General features: G+C 72.0%; 21 protein-coding genes. All 21 read right to left on the bottom strand.

The window, feature by feature from the left end; genetic code table 11:
- Positions 1-196: 196 nt before the first annotated feature.
- A complete protein-coding gene (fliN, locus tag ACW5EG_RS00130; RefSeq protein ID WP_457016458.1) occupies positions 197-550 on the bottom strand; it encodes a flagellar motor switch protein FliN in 354 nt (117 codons plus the stop codon).
- Positions 547-1,551 carry a flagellar motor switch protein FliM gene (gene fliM / locus ACW5EG_RS00135; protein WP_457016459.1) on the bottom strand — a complete coding sequence of 335 codons (1,005 nt, stop codon included), beginning with the start codon at positions 1,549-1,551 and terminating at the stop codon, positions 547-549. Before fliM ends, fliN begins: the two co-directional genes overlap by 4 nt.
- Positions 1,551-2,048, bottom strand: coding sequence for a flagellar basal body-associated FliL family protein (locus ACW5EG_RS00140; RefSeq protein WP_457016461.1), 498 nt, complete (start codon positions 2,046-2,048; stop codon positions 1,551-1,553). Before ACW5EG_RS00140 ends, fliM begins: the two co-directional genes overlap by 1 nt.
- A gap of 385 nt (positions 2,049-2,433) precedes the next feature.
- On the bottom strand, positions 2,434-3,558 hold the full coding sequence (locus ACW5EG_RS00145; RefSeq protein WP_457020525.1) for a flagellar hook-length control protein FliK: 1,125 nt from the start codon (positions 3,556-3,558) through the stop codon (positions 2,434-2,436).
- Positions 3,555-4,010 carry a flagellar export protein FliJ gene (gene fliJ, locus ACW5EG_RS00150; RefSeq protein WP_457020526.1) on the bottom strand — a complete coding sequence of 152 codons (456 nt, stop codon included), beginning with the start codon at positions 4,008-4,010 and terminating at the stop codon, positions 3,555-3,557. The genes ACW5EG_RS00145 and fliJ overlap by 4 nt, the downstream gene beginning before the upstream one ends.
- 5 nt (positions 4,011-4,015) lie before the next feature.
- Positions 4,016-5,416: a flagellar protein export ATPase FliI gene (gene fliI, locus ACW5EG_RS00155; RefSeq protein WP_457020527.1), complete on the bottom strand. Its 1,401-nt coding sequence runs from the start codon at positions 5,414-5,416 to the stop codon at positions 4,016-4,018.
- On the bottom strand, positions 5,413-6,042 hold the full coding sequence (locus tag ACW5EG_RS00160; protein WP_457020528.1) for a FliH/SctL family protein: 630 nt from the start codon (positions 6,040-6,042) through the stop codon (positions 5,413-5,415). Before ACW5EG_RS00160 ends, fliI begins: the two co-directional genes overlap by 4 nt.
- Positions 6,043-6,047: 5 nt before the next feature.
- Positions 6,048-7,034 carry a flagellar motor switch protein FliG gene (gene fliG / locus ACW5EG_RS00165; RefSeq protein WP_457018359.1) on the bottom strand — a complete coding sequence of 329 codons (987 nt, stop codon included), beginning with the start codon at positions 7,032-7,034 and terminating at the stop codon, positions 6,048-6,050.
- Positions 7,035-7,047: 13 nt separating this feature from the next.
- Positions 7,048-8,697 carry a flagellar basal-body MS-ring/collar protein FliF gene (gene fliF / locus ACW5EG_RS00170; protein WP_457016467.1) on the bottom strand — a complete coding sequence of 550 codons (1,650 nt, stop codon included), beginning with the start codon at positions 8,695-8,697 and terminating at the stop codon, positions 7,048-7,050.
- Positions 8,698-8,752: 55 nt separating this feature from the next.
- Positions 8,753-9,103, bottom strand: a complete 351-nt coding sequence (gene fliE / locus ACW5EG_RS00175; RefSeq protein WP_457020529.1) for a flagellar hook-basal body complex protein FliE — start codon at positions 9,101-9,103, stop codon at positions 8,753-8,755.
- Between the two features lie 57 nt (positions 9,104-9,160).
- Positions 9,161-10,633 (bottom strand): sigma-54 dependent transcriptional regulator, encoded by a 1,473-nt coding sequence (locus ACW5EG_RS00180; RefSeq protein ID WP_457020530.1) that lies wholly within the window; start codon positions 10,631-10,633, stop codon positions 9,161-9,163.
- A complete protein-coding gene (locus ACW5EG_RS00185) occupies positions 10,630-11,031 on the bottom strand; it encodes a response regulator (RefSeq protein ID WP_457020531.1) in 402 nt (133 codons plus the stop codon). Before ACW5EG_RS00185 ends, ACW5EG_RS00180 begins: the two co-directional genes overlap by 4 nt.
- Positions 11,031-12,416, bottom strand: coding sequence for an RNA polymerase factor sigma-54 (gene rpoN, locus ACW5EG_RS00190; RefSeq protein ID WP_457020532.1), 1,386 nt, complete (start codon positions 12,414-12,416; stop codon positions 11,031-11,033). The genes ACW5EG_RS00185 and rpoN overlap by 1 nt, the downstream gene beginning before the upstream one ends.
- A gap of 200 nt (positions 12,417-12,616) precedes the next feature.
- On the bottom strand, positions 12,617-13,249 hold the full coding sequence (locus tag ACW5EG_RS00195; protein WP_457021376.1) for a response regulator transcription factor: 633 nt from the start codon (positions 13,247-13,249) through the stop codon (positions 12,617-12,619).
- A gap of 91 nt (positions 13,250-13,340) precedes the next feature.
- The gene (locus ACW5EG_RS00200; RefSeq protein ID WP_457020533.1) at positions 13,341-13,898 is read right to left on the bottom strand and encodes a PilZ domain-containing protein; all 558 of its coding nucleotides are present in this window, start codon (positions 13,896-13,898) and stop codon (positions 13,341-13,343) included.
- Entirely contained in the window at positions 13,895-14,176 is a 282-nt protein-coding gene (locus ACW5EG_RS00205; protein ID WP_457020534.1) for a hypothetical protein, read from the bottom strand. The genes ACW5EG_RS00200 and ACW5EG_RS00205 overlap by 4 nt, the downstream gene beginning before the upstream one ends.
- Positions 14,173-14,565: a flagellar export chaperone FliS gene (gene fliS / locus ACW5EG_RS00210; RefSeq protein ID WP_457016479.1), complete on the bottom strand. Its 393-nt coding sequence runs from the start codon at positions 14,563-14,565 to the stop codon at positions 14,173-14,175. Before fliS ends, ACW5EG_RS00205 begins: the two co-directional genes overlap by 4 nt.
- Before the next feature lies 1 nt (position 14,566).
- Positions 14,567-15,907, bottom strand: coding sequence for a flagellar filament capping protein FliD (fliD, locus tag ACW5EG_RS00215; protein ID WP_457020535.1), 1,341 nt, complete (start codon positions 15,905-15,907; stop codon positions 14,567-14,569).
- Positions 15,908-16,195: 288 nt separating this feature from the next.
- The gene (locus ACW5EG_RS00220) at positions 16,196-17,365 is read right to left on the bottom strand and encodes a flagellin (protein WP_457016482.1); all 1,170 of its coding nucleotides are present in this window, start codon (positions 17,363-17,365) and stop codon (positions 16,196-16,198) included.
- A 322-nt stretch (positions 17,366-17,687) separates the two neighbouring features.
- Positions 17,688-18,875, bottom strand: coding sequence for a flagellar hook-associated protein FlgL (flgL, locus tag ACW5EG_RS00225; RefSeq protein ID WP_457020536.1), 1,188 nt, complete (start codon positions 18,873-18,875; stop codon positions 17,688-17,690).
- Positions 18,876-18,899: 24 nt separating this feature from the next.
- Positions 18,900-20,783: a flagellar hook-associated protein FlgK gene (flgK, locus tag ACW5EG_RS00230; RefSeq protein ID WP_457020537.1), complete on the bottom strand. Its 1,884-nt coding sequence runs from the start codon at positions 20,781-20,783 to the stop codon at positions 18,900-18,902.
- Between the last annotated feature and the right edge of the window lies 1 nt (position 20,784).

Here is a 20,784-nt window from a genome sequence, read left to right on the forward strand (position 1 = left end):
GTGGCGGTCGCGATCGTGGCGTCCGCGATGCCGCCGGAACTGGCGGGCACGGCTGCGCCGGCACTGTCGATCACGGCCGCAGGCGTCACCACGGCTTCGCCTGCCGGTACGCCGGCATTGGTCATCGCCGGCGCCGCCGGCGCGGCCACGGTGGCGCCGGCAACGCCGGCCACCGACAGCGGCAGCGACACCGCGCTCATCGCAGCCTCTTGATCCGTTCGGCCGGGCTGACGACGTCGGTCAGGCGCACGCCGAAGCGGTCGTTGACCACCACCACCTCGCCCTGCGCGATCAGGGTGCCGTTGACGTACACGTCCAGCGGTTCGCCCGCGCCGCGCTCGAGCTCGACCACCGAACCCTGGTTGAGCTGCAGCAGGTTGCGGATCGGGATGCGCGCGCGACCGACCTCGAGCGACAGCGACACCGGAACGTCCAGGATCACATCCAGGTTGAGATCGGCGCCGAGGCCGAGGCCGGCGCCGGCGCTGACGCCGGCTTCTGCGGTGAGCGGGTCGAAGGCGGCCAGGGCCGCGGCGTCGTTGGTGGTCATGGCATGTCCGTCAGGGAATCGAGGGTGGGAATGGTCCGCGCGGCATGCACCTGCGTGACCTTGATGGCGTTCTTGCCGTTGTGGATGCCGAACTCGCCGGTGAACAGCGGCATCTGCTCCACCCGCAGCTGCACGTGGCGTGCCAGCTCGATCGGGATCACGTCGCCCACGCGCAGCCGCGACAGTTCGCGCAGGCTGATCTGGCGATGGGCGATGGCCGAGCTCAGCTCGACCTCGGCGTCCTGCAGCTGGGTGCGCATGGCGCGGGTCCAGCCTTCGTCCTTCTCGATGCGGTCGCTCTGCACGCCGGCGTCGAGCTGCTCGCGGATCGGCTCGAGCATCGCGTAGGGGATGGCCACGTGCAGCTCGCCGCCGCCACCTTCCAGCTCCACGTTGAAGCGGCTGACCACGATGTAGTCGCGCGGGCTGATGATGTTGGCGAAGTGCGGGTTGACCTCGGAGTTCATGTACTCGAACTCCACCGGCATCACCGGCGCCCAGGCATCGACCAGGTCGGCGAAGGTCTGCTTGAGCAGCAGCTGGATCACGCGCATCTCGGTCGGGGTGAACTCGCGGCCCTCGATGCGGGTGTGGTACTTGCCGTTGCCGCCGAAGAAGTTGTCGACCACGGTGAACACCAGCCGCGGTTCGAAGGTGACGATGGCGGTGCCGCGCAGCGGCTTCATCTTCACCAGGTTGAGGTTGGTCGGTACCTGCAGCGAGTGCATGTACTCGCCGAAGCGGACCAGGTCGATGCCGCGCACCGACAGGTCGGCCGAGCGCCGCAGCAGGTTGAACAGGCCGATGCGCAGGGTGCGCGCGAAGCGCTCGTTGATCATCTCCAGCGTCGGCAGCTTGCCGCGGACGATGCGGTCCTGGCTGGCGAAATCGTAGGTGCGCGCCTCGCCCGGCGCGGGCGGCGGCTCGGTCTCGACCACGCCGCTGTCGACGCCGTGCAGCAGGGCGTCGATCTCGTCCTGGGACAGCAGGTCGGCGCTCATTACTGGGTCACCAGGCTGGTGAAGATCACCGCTTCGACCTTGTCGGCGGCGCCCTCGGCCTTGAGCAGGGCGCGCACTTCGTCGCGCGCGGCCTGCTGCAGGCGCTCCTTGCCGGCGCGCTGGGTCAGATGGCGCGCCTCCTGCTGGCCGAACAGCAGCAGCAGGCGGTTGCGGATCGAGGGCAGGTGGGCGTTCAGCGCGGCGAGCGTGGCCGTGTCGCGGGTCACCACCTGCACGTCGGCCTGCAGGTAGCGGACCGCGTCGACGTCGGCGAGGTTGACCACGAACGAGGGCTCGAGCGCGATGTACTGGGCCGGCAGGCGCGAGGGCTGGGCCGGCTTGGCCTCACCGTCGGCCGCAGGCTGCTGCCGGCCCTGCCACCACCACCAGCCGCCACCGGCGGCACCGGCCACCACGACGAGGATCAGGAGCCACAGCCACAGGCGCCGGGACTTGGCGGGCGTGGCGGGCTGGAGAGCAGGGGCGGGGGCTGGCACGAACGTCGACTCCGGCGGTGGATGCAGAAGGGATGCAATCCGTGTGCCGGAGCGATGACGGGGTTTTGACGGCACGCCGTGCGCGCGTGCGCCGGCGCCTTGACGCGGGCCTGGCTCCGACAGCTGTCACTGCACCAAGCCTGTCATTTCGACCGAAGCCTGTCATTTCGCCCAAGCCTGTCATTCCGACCAAGCCCGTCATTCCGCCCAAGCCTGTCATTTCAACCAAGCCTGTCATTTCGACCGAAGGGAGAAATCTGGAGTCGCCCCGACGGCCACTCGACCGGAGGGAGAAGCGCTCTTCAACAGCGCAGCCGTAAATCCTGGACCGTCGGCGGGAGATTTCTCCCTGCGGTCGAAATGACAGACGGGTTGCCGCCGTGCCTCAGGCGTATTCGTCCAGCAGTCCACGTGTTCGCAGCGCGGCCGGAGGCGTGGGTGTCTGGCCGGGATCGCCCGGCTCCCCACCTTGCCCGCGGCGCGCCGTGGCACCCGCGCGTGCGGCATCACCGTCGCGTCCGGCCTGGCCCTGGCCGACGTCGGCCTGGCCGAGCTGCAGGCCGTGCTGGGCCAGCAGTTCGCGCAGGCGCGGCAGGCTGGCTTCGATCGCCTGCCGGACTTCGGCATGGGCGCTGTGGAACTCGGCACGGACCTGCTCGCCGTCGAGCTGCACGCGTACCTCGATCGGGCCCACGTGCTCGGGATTGAGCCGGATCTCGGCGTGGCCGACGCGTTGTTCGGCCATCCACACCAGGCGCGTGCCGAAGCCCTCGTCGAAGCCGGCGTCCGGATTGGCCGGCATCGGCAGCGGCGGCAGGGCCGGGGCGGCCTGCGGGCGCGGGGTGGCCAGCGGCGTGGTCCCGGCGATGCCCGCAGTCGCGGCTTCGATGGCGGGGCCGGCCTGTGTGGCGGCGCTGGCGTCGCGCGCGGTCGCGGCGGCTTCCAGCGCGGGCGACGCCGCCAGGGTCGATGGCGCATCGCCGTCGGCGGCCAGCAGCGGCAGCGCGTGGTCGGCGCCGGCGCTGGCAGGCTCGCCGTCGAGCGTGGGCGCCGCGGCGGCAGTGCCCGTGACGGTGGCGGACGCGGACAGGCCCGCAGCGGGCTGCGCGATCACCGCTGTGGCGGCCGTCGCGCCAGGCGCGCTGGCGGCCGCAGCCGTGCCCGACCAGGACCCGTCGAGCAGGGCAAGCAGCTGTTCGGGCGAGGTGGCGTCGGACTCCGAGCCGGCTGCGGGAGCGTCGGCCGCCGGTGCCGGAGGAGGCGCTGCCGGCGGAGCCTGGAGGAGGAACTGTGCGAACGATTGTGCGGGTGCCGGCGCTGCGTCCTCGGCCTGTTCACCCGACTTGGCCACGCCTTCTGCGGCCTTGCCGCGGTCGGCGCGGGCCGATGCGTCTGGCGCGGACGCGTCCGCAGGCGGCTGCGCGGCGCCGTCGCTGCGCGCGGCGCCACGGGTCGGCGGCGCCGGGGCCGGGCTGGCCGAGGCAAGCGACATCGCACCGGCGCCGGTCATGGGGTCTGGCCTTCGTCCGCGGCCAGCGCGGCAACGCGGGCGCGACGGCCGCCGAGTTCGTCCATCTCGCGCTGCACGCGCTGCTCGGCGACCTTCGACTCCTGCGCCCGGTAGCTGTCGGCCAGCTGCTCGAGCACCTTGGTCTCGCGGCTGGCGAGCATCAGCCGCGCGCGCTCGACGTCGGTCAGCTGGCGGCTGTGGTCGACGATCCCGGCCTGCTGCACGACGGCCGCGTTCAGGCGCTCGCGGAAGGCGAGCCGGTTGACCAGCAGCGCCGGCGAAATCGAACTCTGGGCCGGCGCCGCGGCGTACTCCTCGGCGTAGCGGCGCAGCGCTTCGAGGCGCTGCTCCTGCTCGCCGAGCGTGCGGTCGCGGTCGGCGACGTCGCGTGCGGCCGCGTCCTGGCGCTGTTGCATGATCTTGAGCAGCGGATCGAGCCGTTGCGAACGCATCTGGATCAGTCCTGGGTGGGAATGGGGGCGGCGGCAGGGGCGGGGCCGTCGTCGAGCAGGGCGGCCAGCGCGGCGCGGCTGGCCTCGACGTCCGCGGCTTCGGTCACGTCCTGGCCGAGGAAGGCCTGGATCGCGGGCCAGCGCGCCACCGCTTCGTCGACGGTCGGGTCGCTGCCGCGCTGGTAGGCGCCGATCGCGATCAGGTCGCGCTGCGCCGAGTGCGCGGCCATCAGCCGCTTGAGCTTGCGGATGCGCTCGCGCCAGGGCGCATCGGTGATGTCCTGCATGACGCGGCTGACCGAGACCTCGACGTCGATCGCCGGGTACTGGCCGGCGTCGGCGATGCGGCGGGTGAGCACGATGTGGCCGTCCAGGATCGCGCGCGCGGCGTCGGCGATCGGCTCCTGTTGGTCGTCGCCCTCGGTGAGCACGGTGTAGAACGCGGTGATCGAGCCGCACCCGTTGGCGCCGTTGCCGGCGCGCTCGACCAGCTGCGGCAGCTTGGCGAACACCGATGGCGGATAGCCGCGGGTGGTTGGCGGTTCGCCCACCGACAGGCCGATCTCGCGCTGCGCGTGCGCGAAGCGGGTCAGCGAATCCATCAGCAGCAGCACGTGCAGGCCCTGGTCGCGGTAGTACTCGGCGATCGCGGTGGCGCGCAGCGCGCCGTGCAGGCGTGCCAGCGGCGGCCGGTCGGCGGGCGTGGCCACCACGACCGAGCGGCGCAGGCCTTCCTCGCCCAGCGTGCTGTCGACGAAATCGCGCACTTCGCGGCCACGCTCGCCGATCAGGCCGACCACGATGATGTCGGCGGCGGTGTAGCGGGTCATCATCCCCAGCAGGGTCGACTTGCCCACGCCGGAGCCTGCGAACAGGCCGATGCGCTGGCCGCGGCCGATCGGCAGCAGCGCGTTGATCGCGCGCACGCCGACGTCGAGCGACTGCGTGATCGGCTCGCGCATCAGCGGGTTGATCGCGGTGCCGGCCAGGCCGACCCACTGTTCGGCGCGGATCGGGCCGCGCCCGTCCAGCGGCACGCCGTCGCTGTCGACGACGCGGCCCAGCAGGCCCTCGCCAACCGCGACTTCGCCGCGGCGGCGCAATGGCACCACGCGCGCATTCGGAAGCAGGCCTTCGAGGTCGGCGGTGGGCATCAGGTAGGTGCGGTCGCCGGAGAAGCCGACCACCTCGGTGTCGACCCAGCGTCCGCCCGCGGTCTCGACCCGGCAGCGCGAACCCAGTGGCGCGCTGCAGCCCGAGGCTTCCAAAGTCAGCCCGACCGCGCGCCGCAGCACGCCCTCGCGCGCCAGCCCCAGCGAGGACGGATGCGGATCGGCGGCCTGCAGGCGCGCGGCCAGGCGCAGGTTGCGCGCTTCCAGCCAGTTGGCGGCGGCAACGGTGGTCATGCGCTGGCCTCGCTGCTGGCCAGGGTGGCGGCAAGCACCGACTGCAGGCGCGAGGCGATGGTGCCGTCGATGCGCACGCTCTCGCTGTGCAGGCGCAGCTCGCCGCGGCCGAGCGCGCTGTCGATGGTCAGGCGCACACCGTCCAGGCCGGCCAGGTGCGGGGCGAGTACCCCGAAATCGTCGTTGTGCAGGCGCAGCTCGAGCTCGCGGCTGTCGCTGCCCACCGCCTCCAGTGCTTCGCGCACCAGGTCGGCCAGCAGGGTCGGGTCGACCTGGTAGGCGCGTCCGAGCAGGCTGCCGGCGATGCGCACGGCCAGGTCGGCCAGCGCTTCGGCCACTTCGCCATCGAGCCGGGCAAGCGGGCGGGTGAAGCCATCGAGCACGCCCTCGATCTGCGCCACCATGCGCCGCACGTCGGCCTGGCCGGCAGCAAGGCCCTCGGCGTGTCCGCGCGCGTAGCCGTCCTCGTGCGCCGCACGCTCCAGCGCCTGCAGGTCTTCCACGCTGGGCAGTGCGGGCGCGGGCGCCTCGGGCTCCGGCTCCGGCGCGACCGCAACCAGCCCCGGCGCATTCCAGCGCACCACGCCGCTGGCCAGGCGCGGATCGTCGGCCGACAGCGCGGCCATGCCGTTCAAATCAGCACCTCGGCCTTGACCGCGATCTGGATGTCACCGTTGTCGGCCATGCGCCGCACCACGGCCAGGATTTCCTTCTGCGCGGTTTCCACCTCGGCCAGGCGCACCGGGCCGCGTGCCTCCATGTCCTCGACCAGGATCTCGGCGGCGCGCTGCGACATGTTGCCGGTGATCTTCTCGCGCACCCTGGTTTCGGCGCCGCGCAGGGCCAGCGCCAGCTGCTCGCTGGAAATCTCGCGCAGCACCGCCTGCATCGCGCGGTCGTCGAGTTCGGCCAGGTTGTCGAACACGAACATCAGGTCGCGGATGCGGGTGCCGAGTTCGCCATCGACCTCGCCGATCGCGCCCAGCAGCGCCTCGTCCTGGCCCGAATCCATGAAGTTGAGGATGTTGGCCGCGACCTTGACCCCGCCTACCGACGAGGACTTGATGTTCTGGCTGCCGGCGAACTGCCGCGCCATCACGTCGTTGAGTTCGTTGAGCGCATGCGGCGGGATGCCGTCGAGCGTGGCCAGCCGCAGCAGCACGTCCACGCGCGCGCGCTCGGGCAGGCACTTGAGTACCTCGGCGGCCTGGTCGCCGTCCAGGTGCGCCAGCACGATGGCGATGATCTGCGGATGCTCGTTGCGCACCAGCTCGGCGATCGCGCGCGGATCCATCCACTTCAGGGTGTCCAGGCCAGTGGTGTTGCGGCCCAGCAGGATGCGGTCGATCAGGCCGCTGGCGCGGTCCTCGCCCAGCGCCTGGGTCAGCACCGCGCGCACGTAGTCGTCGGCACCGCTGCCGATTCCGCAGGGACGGGCCAGCACGTCGATGAACTCGTCGAACACGCGCGTCACCGAATCGCGGCCGACCTCGCCCAGCGAGGTCATCGCCACGCCCAGCTTCTGCACTTCCTTGGCGCCCATGTGCTTGAGCACTTCGGCCGCCTGCGCCTCGCCCAGCGAGAGCAGCACGATGGCGGCGCGCTGCACGCCGGTCAGCGCGATCCCGGGGTCAGCCATCGGAGGCCACCATGTCGCGGACCACCTGCGCCACGCGCTTGGGATCGGTGCTGACCGCGGTGCGCGCGATCTCGAGCTTGTCGTCGAGGTCCATCGCGGCCGCCGGTGCCCCGATGGCCTCCGCCCTCGCCTGCGACGGACCCGACAGGCTCACCGGCAGCTCGTCGTCGACATCGGCGGGCGGCAGCACGGTGGCGGTCACGGTCCTGGGGGCGAGCAGCTGGCGCGTGGCCGGGCGCAGCACGGTGAAGATCAGCAGCAGCACCGCCAGCCCGCCCAGCACCAGGCGCACCAGTTCGCGCGCACGCGGGTGCTGCCAGATTGGCGGTCCGTCCATGGGCGTTTCCATCGCGCCGCGGGCGAACGGTGCGTTCACCACCGACACCACGTCGCCGCGCGCGCCATCGAAGCCGATTGCCTGCTGCACCAGGGTTTGGATGCGGGTGAGTTCCTCGGCGCTGAGCGGCCGGCCCGGGCTGGGCGCGGCGGTGCCGACGGTCGCGGCCGGCGCGGCGTTGTCGACCAGCACCGCGGCGGTGACGCGGCGGATCCGGCCCGGCGCCTGGCGGGTATGGGTGAGGGTGCGGTCGATCTCGTAGTTGCGCACCGCGCTGCGGCTGCCGGGGCCGCTGGTGGCCGCGGCTGCAACCGGGGCCGGCTCGGCGGCCGCCTCGGGTGTGTTGCTGGCGCTGCCGGGCACGCCCTGCGCGACGGCGTCGCCGCCGCCACCGAGCGTGCCGGATTCGGAAATCTGTTCGCTGCGCACCATCGCCGGCTGCGGGCCGTAGCGCTCGCTCGCCTCCTCGGTCTGGGCGAAGTCCATGTCGACGCTGACCTTGGCGCTGATGCGGCCGGGGCCGGTCATCGGCTCGAGCAGCTCTTCGATGCGCTGCACGTACACCGATTCCTGCCGGCGCTGCTGCTCGAACTGCTTGGCGCCGATCGCGTCGTCGCTCTGCGGGTCGGCGTTGGAGAGCATGCGGCCGAACTGGTCGACCACGGTCACGCCTTCCGGCGGCAGGCCCGGGATGCTGGACGCCACCAGGTGCACGATCGCGTTGACCTGTCCCTGCTCGAGCGCACTGCCGGCGCGCAGCTGCAGCACCACCGAGGCGCTGGCCGGGTCGCGCTGGCGGGTGAAGGCGCTCGGCTTGGGCAGTGCCAGGTGCACACGCGCCTCGCGCACCGGGCGCAGGTTGGCGATGGTGCGGGCCAGTTCGATCTCCTGCGCGTGCTGGTAGCGCGCGCTTTCGATGAACTGGCTGGTGCCGAAGCCCTGGTCGCCCTGGATCGTTTCGAAGCCGTTGCCCTGCGAGGCCGGCAGGCCGGCCGCGGCCAGCGCCATGCGCGCCTCGGCGACCTGGTCGAGCGACACCGCCAGCGCACCGGTGGCCGGGTCGATCTTGAACGGGATGCGCGCGCTGCGCAGCAGCTCGGAGGCCTCGGCGGTGGACTTGGCGTCCAGCCCGGCCTGGACCGGCACGAAGTCCGGCTTCTGGCTCCAGAAGAACAGCCACAGCCCGAGCGCGATGGCCACCGCCAGCAGCGCCAGCAAGCCGAGCTGGCGCACCGCAGGGATGTCCTGCAGGCGGCCCAGGTCGCGCAGGCTGGCGGTGGCCTTGGGAAGTGCGATCACGCTCATGGTCGGTGCCGGAAGGAGGGTCGGTGGAAGGGAGTTCGAAGTTCGGGGCGCCGGATCAGATCGGCATGTTCATCACGTCCTGGTACGCCTGGACGAGGCGGTTGCGCACTTCGACCGTGGCCCGGAACGCGACCTGCGACTGCTGCATCGCCACCATCACCCGGGCGAGGTCGGCGCGCGGGTCGCCCAGTTCGAAGGCCTGCTGCAGGGCGCCGGCGTTGGCTTGGGTCGCGCTGACCTTGTCGATGGTGTTGGACAGGGTCTGCGCGAATCCCGGCGCCTCGACGGCCTTGCCTGCGCCGCCGACGTCGATCGCGTTCGAGGGCGCGACATCGCCATGCACCGAACCGGCGCGCATCTCGTGCGCGCGGATCTGGGAAAGGATCGATGAAATGGCGTCAGTCATCGCGTCGGCTGCAGGTCGGTCTGCATGGACTCAGGCAATTCCCGTGCCACGGGCGCGTCAGAAACTCGCCGCCTGCCTGTCCGCGCCGGCGGCGGGCGTGGCCGCCTGGTCGCGGTCGATGCCGTACTTGCGCAGCTTCTCCACCAGGGTGGTGCGGCGCAGGCCCAGCAGCGGCGCGGCATGGGCAACCACGCCGTTGGATTGTTCCAGCGCCGCGCGCAGCAGCTCCAGCTCGATGCCGGCCATGTGCCCGCGCAGGTCGATGCCCTGCGGCGGCAGGGTGGTGGTGGCCGACAGCTGCGCCGGGTCGGTGGACGCGGCGGCAGCGGCTTTCGGCGTTGTTGCCGGCGGGTCGAACGCTTCGCCGGCGGCCGCGGCCGCGGCGCGGTAGCGCGCCGGCAGGTCGAGGGCGCGCACGGTGCCGCCCGGGTGCAGCACGGCCAGGCGCTCGAGCAGGTTGCTCAGCTCGCGCACGTTGCCCGGCCAGGCGTAGTGGCGCAGCGCGGCGATGGCGTCGGAGGCCAGGGTCACCTGGCCGCGGCCGGCCTCGGCCAGCTGGCGGGTGATCGCGGCGACCAGGTCGGGCAGGTCCTCGCCGCGCTCGCGCAGCGCCGGCATCTCGATGGGGAACACGTTGAGGCGGTAGAACAGGTCCTCGCGGAACTCGCCGTTGGCGATGCGCTCCTCGAGGTCGCGGTGCGTGGCCGCGATCACACGCACGTCGCACTTGATGGTGACGGTGCCGCCGACGCGCTCGAAGCAGCGCTCCTGCAGCACGCGCAGCAGCTTGACCTGCATCGGCAGGCTCATGTCGCCGATCTCGTCGAGCAGCAGGGTGCCGCCCTCGGCCATCTCGAAGCGGCCCTTGCGCTGGGTCAGCGCGCCGGTGAAGGCGCCCTTCTCGTGGCCGAACAGCTCGCTTTCGAGCAGGTCGGGCGGGATCGCGCCGCAGTTGATCGCCACGAACGGCTTGTCGCGGCGCGACGAGCGCGCGTGCAGGGCGCGCGCGGCGACCTCCTTGCCGGTGCCCGACTCGCCCAGCACCAGCACCGTGGTGTCGTGCGGGGCGACCTGGTCGATCATGCGGTTGAGCTCGAGCACGCAGGTGCTGCGCCCGGTCGGGCCGAAGGTGGGCACGTCGCGGCGGGCGTCGTCGTCGATGCGCTTGAGGCTGGCGCGGCGCAGCGCTTCCTGCAGCTGGGTGCGGCGGATCGGGAACGACAGCGGCCACACCGACTGCGGGTGCAGGCTGGCGCGCCAGCCTGCATCGGCAGCATGGCCCGGCAGCTCCAGCACCGGCGGGTGCAGGGCCTGGGTGGCCAGCCACGCGGCAAACGCGTTCCAGCTCTCGCCGTCGCCGACGTCGCCGACCACGACCGCGACCCAGTCGCTGCCGCGGGCGCGCGACAGGTCGATGTCGTCGGCGTCGTCGACGATGCGCGGCGAGAAGTCCATGAATTCGAGCAGGGTGGCCACGCGCTCAGCGCGGGCCTCGTCGCGGTCGAGGACCAGGATGCGGGACTCGCTCATGCCAAGGCCTCCGTGTTGTTGCCATCGCCCACGCCGGCGAGCGCTTCCAGCAGCGGCAGCACCTCGTGGATGTAGGCCAGCTTGCTGACGAAGGCGTCGGCACCGGCGCGCAGCGCGTGCTCGCGATGCTCGCCGTCGTCGAAGTGGCTGGCGATGACGATGTAGGGCGGGTTGTCCTGGGCCTTGATCAGGCGCGTGGCCTGCAGCCCGCCCATCTCGGGCATGGCCAGGTCCATCAGCACCACGTCCGGGCGCAGCACCTCGCACTGGGCGATGGCCTCGACGCCGTTGCCGGCGGTGCCGGCGACGGTCAGCCAGGGCAGGCGGCGCAGGTGGCGCATGGCCGCGGAGATGAAGCCGGCATGGTCGTCGACCAGCAGCACGGAAATCTGGCGCATCACACGCACTCCTGTCGGGCCTGGCGCGGGGCCAGGCGCTGGCGCGCCCGCGCCGGCCCGATCGCCAGCTGGTCGCGGTACTTGGCCACGGTGCGGCGCGCGATGCGCACGCCCTGGCGCGCGAGCAGGCCGGCGATCACGTCGTCGGCAAGCGGCGCGGCGGCCGGTTCGGAATCGATCAGTCGCTTGACCATCGCCTTGATCGCGCTGCCGGCGACCTCGGCGCCCTCCAGCCGCACCGCGAACAGGCGCTTGAGCTCGAAGGTGCCGCGCGGGGTCTGGATGTACTTGCCGCTGACGATGCGCGAGACCGTGGATTCGTGCACGCCGATGGTGTCGGCGACTTCGCGCAGGGTCAGCGGCAGGATCGCCTCCGGGCCCTGGTCGAGGAAGCCGCTCTGGCGCTCGACCAGCACCTGCGCGGTGCGCAGCAGGGTGTCGTTGCGCATGGCCACGCCGCGCACCAGCCAGCGCGCCTCGTCGAGCAGGCCGCGCAGCGCGGCGTGCTGGCTGCCGGCGAGCGCGCGCTCGCAGTGCGCGGCCAGGCGCAGCTGCGGGGCGCCGCGGCGGTTGAGCGCCACGCGCCAGGCGCCGCCGCCGTGCCAGGCGACCACGTCCGGGACGATGTGCGCGTCGCTGTCGACCGTCGGCGCCTGCACCGGATGCGGGCGCAGGCCCCGGATCATCGACAGTGCGGAACTGACGGTCTCCGGCTTGGCGCCGGTGGCGGCGGCGATCGCGGCCTCGTCGCGCGCGGCCAGCAGGTCCAGGTGGCCGGCGACGATGCGCAGCGCGCAGGCGCGGGCGTCGCATTCGGGCAGGGCGCGCAGCTGCGCGGACAGGCATTCGGCCGGGTCGGCGGCGGCCATGCCCGGCCAGTCGCCGTGCAGCAGGCGCGTGCGCAGCACCCCGACATCGCCGGCGCGCGTCGGGAAGGCGGCGCGCGCGGCGGCCAGCAGCGCGTCCAGCGGCTGCTCGAGGTAGCCGCGGTCGTCGCAGTGGTCGAGCCACCAGGCGGCGACTTCGAGGTCTTCTGGATTCCAGTGCAGGGACAGCAGGCGCAGCAGGCGCAGGCGCGGGTCGCTGGACTCGCCGTCGGCGATGCGCAGCGTCGCGTCGTCATCGCCGCCGCCAATGCCGCCGCCGGACAGGAACGCCGGTTCCGGCAGTTCGTCCCAGGCCGCGGCTTCGAGCGTTGCTTCGGGCGCGTCGGCCTCGGTCTCGTCGGCCTCCTCGTCCTGCTCCAGCAGCGGATTGCGCTCCAGCGCCTGGCGCAGCTCCTGTTCCAGCTGCGGTGCGGTGAGCTGCAGCAGCCGGATCGACTGCAGCAGCTGTGGCGTCAGGTTGACGCCCTGGACCATCCCGACGCGCATGCTGGTTTTCATCGCCGCTGACTCCCTGTGCCGGCATGTCGCCGGCCATGGAATCCATCGTGATGGGCGCGTGACGTAACTCGAATCAGGGCGAACCCGGGTCCGGCTCAGGGCATCCCTGTCGGGGTGTCGGGGATTCCCCTACATCGCGTCGTGTTTCCGACGCGGCGCTGCATCGAAGTGACGCGACGCGGCGCTTTGTGCCGACCGGCTCAGGGCCGGTCGTGCAGGCGCATGGCGATGCGCAGCAGTTCGCCGGCATTGCGGCAGCCCAGCGTCTCCATGATCCGCGCGCGGTGGGTTTCCACGGTCTTGATGCTGATCCCCAGGTCGCCGGCGATCTGCTTGGTGGTGCGGCCGGCGCCCAGCGCGTCGAGGATCTCGCGCTGGCGCCGCGGCAGCGCGTCGACGTTGCCCTCGCCAGGGGCTCCGCTGCGGTAGCCCTGCAATTGCGGTGCCGAAACCTGCGGGCTGAGGTAGGTGCGTCCGGCGGCGGCGGCGCGGATCGCGATTTCCAGCTCGGCCGGCGCGGCCTCCTTGACCACGAAGCCGATCGCGCCGCGCGCCAGCGCCTCGCGCACGTGCAGCGCGTCGTCATGCATCGACATGATCACCACCGCGCACTCGGGGCTGGTCTGGCGCAGCTCGGCCAGGGCGTCGAAGCCGCTGCGGCCGGGCATCGACAGGTCGAGCAGGATGATGTCGGGCAGCGACTCGCGGGCACGGAGCACCGCTTCGTCGGCATTGCTGGCCTCGGCCACCACTTCGATGTCGGTGAAGGAGTCCAGCAGCCGGCGCAGGCCGGCGCGCACCAGCGTGTGGTCATCGCAGATCAATACTTTCAGCAACGCATCGCACCCTCTGCCTCGCCAACGCCACCATAGCGGGGCCGCGCGGCGACTTGCGCGCAGGCCGGGTAGAAGTGTGACAGGTTGCTCAGAAGCCCTGGCGCGGGCGCCGGCTTTCCGCCACGGCGCGGCGGTGGATGCGGAACAGGTGGCGCTCCAGCGCGGCCTCCAGCACCGCCGGCAGCGCGTCGAAGCGCAGCCAGACGCGCACGCCGCCCTCGGCGGGTTCGTGCGCGATCGCGGTGGCGGGCAGCAGCAGGGTCGAGGGCAGCCAGTCGGCCGGACGCACCCGGAACAGGCCGGGGCTGCCGATCGGCGGCGGGTCGTCCAGCACCAGACAGGCGCCGCGCGCCGACCACTGCAGCGCAAGCACCGGGTCGTCGTCGATCCGGCACAGGCCGGCCACCAGGGTGGTCAGCAGGTCGAGTTTGGCTTCGATGCGGGGCAGGGCGTGGTCGCCGGATTCGGGTTCTTCGGGTCGGGGGCCGTCCTCGACCACGGCCAGCGCGCGCAGCAGCGCCTCGCCGCTGGCGGCCAGCATCGGGCCGGTGTGCGCGGACCCCGACACGAAGGCGGCCGGGCGCAGTTCCTCGCAGGCGAGCGTGTCGTCAAACAGGAGCCGGGCCGCGTCCGCCGGGGTGGTCATGCCAGCGCCTGCTGCCAGGCGCGCGCGCCGCGCTGGTCCTGGCCGAGCTTGCCGATGGCGCGCATCACCTCGTCGCGCGCCTGGCGGATTTCATCGGTGAGCGCCTGCTGGGCGTCGAGCAGTTCCAGCCAGGGCGCGTGTGGCGTTTTGTTGAAATCGACCGTGGCCAGCGCGGCGGCCACGGCGGCACCGTGCGCCTGCAGCAGCGCGGTGGCCAGCGTCCAGTCCTCGGCCGCGATCGCGGCGCGGACTTCGACGACGGGCAGGACCGGGGTCATGCCGTCTCCGGTGGCGCGATCGCCAGCCAGGCCGATTCGATGTCGCCGAGCAGGTCGTCGACCTCCTGCAGCGGCGCGGCATCGTTCTCGGCGTTGGCCGCGAGCAGGCGCCGCTGCGCGTAGTCGTACAGCGCCTGCAGCCCATCGGCGATCTCGCCGCCGGCTTCCAGGTTCAGTGCGCCATTGAGGCCACCGATGATGGCGCTGGCATCGCTGATCGCCTGCGACTTGCGCGGCAGGTCGCCGCGCTTGAGGCAGGCGGCGGCCAGGCGCGCGCGTTCACGCGCGCCGGCGAGCATCAGCGCGATCAGCCGGTGCGGGCTGGCGTCGAGCGCCGCGCTGGACACGCCGGTTTGCCGGTACTGGTTGGCGAGGTTGCGGGCGTTCATGTCAGTCCGTTGAGCTGCGCGTGGCGAGCTGCTGGGTGAGGAAGTCGCTGCTGCTCTGGAGCGAGCTCAGCAGCACGTCGAGCGCGGTGAACTGTGTGCGGTAGCGCGATTCGGCCTGGCTCATGCGGAAGTCGAGCGAGCTGCGCTGGCTGGCCAGCGTCTTGCTGCGTGCATTCAGGCTCTCGCTGCGGCCGGCCAGCAGTCCGTCCGGGTCGATCAGGCGGTCGACCACCGCATCGACCTTGCCGGCCAGGCCGCCGGCGGCGAACAGGCGCGACGCAGCCTCGGGGCTGGCAGCCATGCCCTGGTCGAAGGCGGCCTCATCGAGCTTGAGCGTGCCGTCCTTGTTGATCGTGATGCCGATCGCCTTGAGGTCCATGACGTTGTCGCCAAGGATGTCGCGCAGTTCGCGCGTGGCGTTGCGCACCATCGCATCGCCGTTGAGCGCGGCCGCGGTCTTGGCCTCGACGTTGTAGGCGGTGACCTGCCCGATCGCGCCGAGCGCGGCGTTGTAGGCGCTGACGAAGCCCTTGACCGAATTCCGCTGCAGGCTGGCGTCGCCCTCGATGCGCAGCTCGCGGACCGCGCCCGGCTCGGCCTTGGTGAAGGTCAGGCTGACCTTGTCGATCAGGTCGGTCACGGTGTTGGACGAGCTGGTGCGCTCGATGCCATCGACCCGGATGCGGGCATCGGCGGCGGGCAGCAGCTGCGACAGGCCGGAGGCACCGTCGGGATCGTAGCTGAGCGCGGACAGGCCACCGTCGCCGCCGCTGGCGCTGATCTTCAGCGCGCCGGCGCTGCCGGTGTCGACCGCGTTGAGCACCAGGTGCGGGCCGTCGTCGCCGGTGACGATGCTGGCGGTGACGGTCTTGCCGCCGGCAGCGGCGTTGATCGCGTCGCGGATGCCGGCCAGGGTGTTGTCGGGCGCGGCAATCTCGATGCTGAGCGTGGTGTCGCCGGCGCTGATGGTGAGCGTGCCCGTGCCCACCGCCGCGTCGGCGGCGAAGGCGCCGGAGGTGAGCTTCTGCGCGCTGGCCAGGGCCAGCACTTCGATCTGGTAGCGGCCGGCGGCGGCGCCGGCGCTGGTGGTCGCGGCAAAATTGGCATCGGCCGGCAGGATCGCCTTGCGTGCCTGCAGGTTGTCGGTCGAGCTGAGTGCGTTGACGGCGGTGCCGAGCGCGGAAAACGCGCTGCGCAGCGTGCCGATCGCGGAAATCTGGGAGTTGACCTGGCGCTCGCCGCGCGCGATGCGGGCGTCGGGCTGGGCGCGGTCGGCGGCAACCAGCTGAGCGACCATGGTCGCCACGTCGAGCTTGCCGGCGGTGCCGATGGTGGTGCTCATCGCGCTGCCTGCCGGCAGGCGTGCGTCGAGGCGGCGGCATGGACCTGGCGTTCAGTGCGCTGGCGATGCATGGCGGGCTCCTCGAGCAAGGGGATTGGGGGGGTGCTGCGTTGGAAAAAGCGCCCCGCAGGCGCTGCGCAAGCCGCGGCTGGCGGCATGGTGCGCGGCTTGCGCAGCGCCTGCGGGGAAAAGGTATGGCTGGAGAGACTTGAAGACTGGCCCGGCGAGCGCAATGCCGCCGTGCCCGTGAAAGCGCGGGCGCGGCCTGGGCCGCACCCGCTTGGAGCATCAGCGCAGCAGGCTGAGCACGTTCTGCGTGGACTGGTTGGCCTGGGCCAGCATGGCGGTACCGGCCTGCTGCAGGATCTGGTTGCGGCTGAGCTGCGCCGATTCCTTGGCGAAGTCGGCGTCCTGGATCCGGCTGCGCGCGGCCGACAGGTTCTCGGAAGAGGTCGACAGGTTGGCCACGACCGAGGTGAAGCGGTTCTGGATGGCACCCATGTCGGCGCGCGCGGTGTTGATCGCCGTCAGTGCGCCGTCCATCGCGCGCATCGCGTTGTCGGCACCTGCCGCGGTGGAGATGTCGAGGCCGGTGAAGCCGTTCCGCGCCGTGCCCGGGACGGTCGTCGCGGCGCCGGCGGTGGTGCCCGCGGTGACGCCGCTGACGTTGGTCAGGTTGGTCAGGGCCAGGTTCTGGTCGGTCGAGGTGAGCGCGCCCGAGGCGGCCATGGTCACGTTGGCCAGGCCGGGATTGGCGGCCGTGTCGGCCTTGGCGGTGTTGAACGCTGCCAGCAGTGCGGCGGCAGCGGCCGGCGCGTCGGCAGCGCCGGCGGCAGTGCTGATCGTCGCGCCATTGATGGTCATGGACACGCCGGTCGCGAAGGCCGTGGCAGTCGCCGCGGCAGTCGTCTGCGTATAGGTGGTGGTGCCCACCTCGGTCCAGCTGCCCAGTGCGCCCGACGTCGCGTTGACGATGCTTGCGATGTCGATCGTCTCGCCCTGGTTGGCGCCGACCTGGAAGCTCTGGTTTGCGAACGAGCCGTCGAGCAGCTTGACGTCGTTGAAGTTGGTGGTGCCGGCGACGCGGTCGATCTCGGCCAGCAGCTGCTGCGCTTCGGCGTTCAGCGCGCCGCGGTCGGAGGCGGAGTTGGTGGCGTTGCGCGACTGCACGGCCAGCTCGCGGATGCGCTGCAGGTTGTTGCCGATCTCGGCCATCGCGCCTTCGGCGGTCTGCGACAGCGAGATGCCGTCGTTGGCGTTGCGGGCAGCCTGGTCCATGCCGCGGATCTGGGTGGTGAAGCGCTGCGAGATGGCGAGGCCGGCGGCGTCGTCCTTGGCGCTGTTGATGCGCATGCCGGACGACAGGCGCTGCAGGCTGGTGGCGAGGTCGGCGCCGGACGCGGTCAGGTTGCGCTGGGCGTTGAGCGACATCACGTTGGTGTTGATGACTGACGACATGGAAGCTTCTCCTGGAAGGTTGGGTCCGGCGGCGACGAGAAGGCTGGGCCGGTGTTCGCAGGGTGCTGACCGGGATTGGTCCTCGCCGCTGCTGAAATGGGTAACGGCAGGCTGCTGTCAAGCTTTAGGGCAACGCTGAGAAAGTCCGGTTTGTCATTCCGAACGCAGTGAGAAGAGCTTTGCAACGGCGAAGCCGGTCAATCTCGGAAACTGCAAGAGCATGGATTGACCAGCTTCGCTGTTGTAAAAGTGCTTCTCGCTACGCTCGAAATGACAGTTTTTCAGCGTTGCTCTAGCGCCGCCCCGCAAAGTCCGCTGCCGCCTACAGCCGGTCGAACAGCGACATTCCCTGCACGCGCAGCATCGTCTTCTGCGCCGCTTCCAGCGCGGTGAGCTGCAGCGACAGGCGGCTTGCGGCTTCGGCGAAATCCACGTCGCGCAGTTCCGACAGCGACTCCTGCAGGCTGAGGTCGCTGGCGCTGCGGGTATCGCTGGCGCCGTCCAGCGCAGCCAGGCGCGTGCCGGTGCCCGAGCGCAGCGCCAGCATGTGGTCCTGCGCGGTGGCGATGTCGCCCAGCGCGCCGCCGATCAGGTTGTCGCGCCGTGCGCGCTCGGCGGCGGTGGACACCGGCGCCTCCAGCGCATCGGCCAGGCCCTGCAGGGTGGCGAACACGTCGCGCGTGGGCGCAGGTTCGATGGCGAAGCTGTCGCCCGGCGCGGGCGTGCCGGTCAGGGTGAGCTGCATGCCGCCGGCGCTGATGGTGGCGCCGTCGGTGTAGCTGCCGGTGGCCAGCTCGTTGCCGGTGCCGTCGAGCACGCGCCAGGCGTCGGCGGCGGTGAACTCCACGCGCAGCGACTGCCCGGCCCAGGCCGCGTGGTCGGTGACCCCGCTGGACTGCAGCACGCCGCTGCCGGTGTTGGCCGCCGCGGCGCTGCCGCGCAGGATGCCGTCGCCGGTGCGCACGCGCAGGAACACGTCGCTGCCGGCGTCACCGTCGGACACCCAGTGGTCGGGGCCGACCTCGACGCTGTTGCGTCCGCCGTCGCCGGCATAGGTCACCGTGCCGGCGTTGTCGGCAAAGGGAATGACACCGTCGCGCGTGCCGGCGAACAGGCGCCGGCCGTTGCCGTCGTCGCGGTTGGCGATCGCCAGCAGCTCGCTGCGCACGGCGCGCAGCTCGGCCGCGATCGAGACGCGGTCCTGGTCCGACAGCGCGCCGCTGTTGGCCTGCACCGCCAGCACGCGCGCGCGATCGAGCTGGCTGCCGACATCGGTCAGTGCGCCTTCCTGCGTGCGCAGGCGGTGCTCGACCAGGTTGGCGTTGCTGCCCTGCTGCTGCAGCGAGGCCAGCGCGTGATCCAGGCCCTGTGCGCGCGCCATCCCGGAGGGGTTGTCGGCCGCGCGCAGCAGCTTGCTGTCACTGACCAGCTCCTGCTGGGTGCGCGCCACGCGCTGCTGTTGCTGCAGCATCCCCTGCAGGCCCTGGGCGTGCAGCGCGGCGGTGGACATTCTTAGAGCGCTCATGATCGATCCTCAGCGGCGCACGGCCGACAGCAGCGTCTGGAACATGGTGTCGGCGGTGGCGATGATCTGCGCCGCGGCCTGGTAGGCCTGCTGGTAGCGCAGCAGGTCGGCCGCTTCCTCGTCGAGGTTCACGCCGCTCACCGATTCGCGCTCGGCGGTCACCTGCGCGTGGATCGCGCTCTGCGCCTCATGGCTCAGGTTGGCGTGGCGCGCGTCGGTGCCCACGCGCGCGGTCAGCTGGGTCAGGCCGGCGGTCAACGAGAGGTTGCCGCCGTCGAGGATGCCCTGCTGGTCGAGCCCGCCCAGCGCGCGCGCATTGCCGTTGTCGGTCGAGCGCGGCGGGGTGCGGGCCAGGCTGAAGCTGTCGCCGGCCGCGGGCGCGCCTTCCAGCGTTAGCGACCAGCCGCCCGCGGCATCGGCGATCGGGCTGCCGGGGGTGTAGGCATAGGGTCCGTTGCCGTCGATGGTGTACTGGTTGGCGTCGATGAACTCGATGGTCGCACCGGTGAAGCCTGCGAACGCCGCGGTATTGGTGACCTGGGCCGAGGCCGCGCGGGCGTCGCCGAGGTTGCCGGCATCGGCGCTGGCCTGCAGCGGCGAGGCCGCGGCGATCTGCGCGCCATCGGTCAGTGCCACGCGCAGGCTGGCGGCGGCATCGGCCGAGGGGCGCAGTGCGAAACGATCGCCCGCCGCGGGCGTGCCGCCGACCTCGAAGGCCATGCCCGCGACGCGGAACGGATCGGCCGCGGTGCCGCTGCCGGTCATCGGCACCGCCTCGCCGGTGTCGGCGCGGGTGGCCGACCAGGCGCCGTCGAAGCGCAGCACCAGGTCGTGGCCCTTGAGCGCGGAGGCGTCGTCGATGCGCGGGCTGATCGTCGCGTTGCCACCGTTGCCGGTATGCGCATCCACGCGCGGCGGCGACAGTGCGAAGAAGTCCGCGCCGGGCGCGCCGTTGTAGTCCACGCCGGCGCTTTGCGCGGCATTGAACGAGGTCGCGAACACGGTGGCCAGGCGGCCGAGTTCGGCGCGCGCGGGGTCGAGCACGCGCGCGCGGAATTCGAGTACGCCGCCCATCTCGCCCGAGACGCTCGACGAGGGCAGGCGCACGCTGCCGCCGGGGCTGTCCACGGCGAGCAACTGGCGGTCGGGTCGCAGCGGATCGACCACGGTGCTGAGCTTCATCGACTGCGCGCCCAGCACCAGCGGCTGGCCGCCGGCGGTGAACACGTTGAGCATGCCGCCGTCCTGCTCCACCGCCGTGGCGCCGACCAGGCCGGCCAGGCGCTCGATGCGCAGGGCGCGGGCGTCGAGCAGGTCGGGCGCGACCTTGCTGCCGCCGGCGTGGATGGCGCGGTTGAGGTCGGCGATCTCCAGCGACAGCTGGTTGGCATCGGACACGGTGCCCTGCAGGCGCTGCCCGGCCTCCTGCTCGAGCGCGGACAGCTGGCCGTCGAGCGAGCGCCAGCGCCCGGCCAACTGCTCGCCGCTGGCCAGCAGCTGGCCGCGGGCGACGCTGGAGCCGGGATCGGCGGCCAGCGCGTCGGCGGCGTTGAAGAACGCCGACCACTGCGCGGTCATGCCCGTCGCCGGATCCGAGACCAGGGCATCGACGCGGCCGGACAGCGAGGACAGCTGCCCGAGCCTGCCGAGTTCGCCGCTGCTGTCGACCTGGCGCGCGAACACCAGGCCGTCGGCGAGCCGCTGCAGGCTGGTCGCGCTGACGCCCTGTCCGACCCAGTTGGCGCCCTCGGGCTGGCCCGGGCGCGAAGCCAGTTCGACCCGCTGGCGGCTGTAGCCGGGGGTCGAGGCGTTGGCGACGTTGTGGCTGACGGTGCCCAGCGCGCGCTGGAACGCGAGCAGCGCGGAGGTGCCGGAGCTGAGCATGCCGGACATG

The organism is Luteimonas sp. A611 (genome assembly GCF_054072715.1).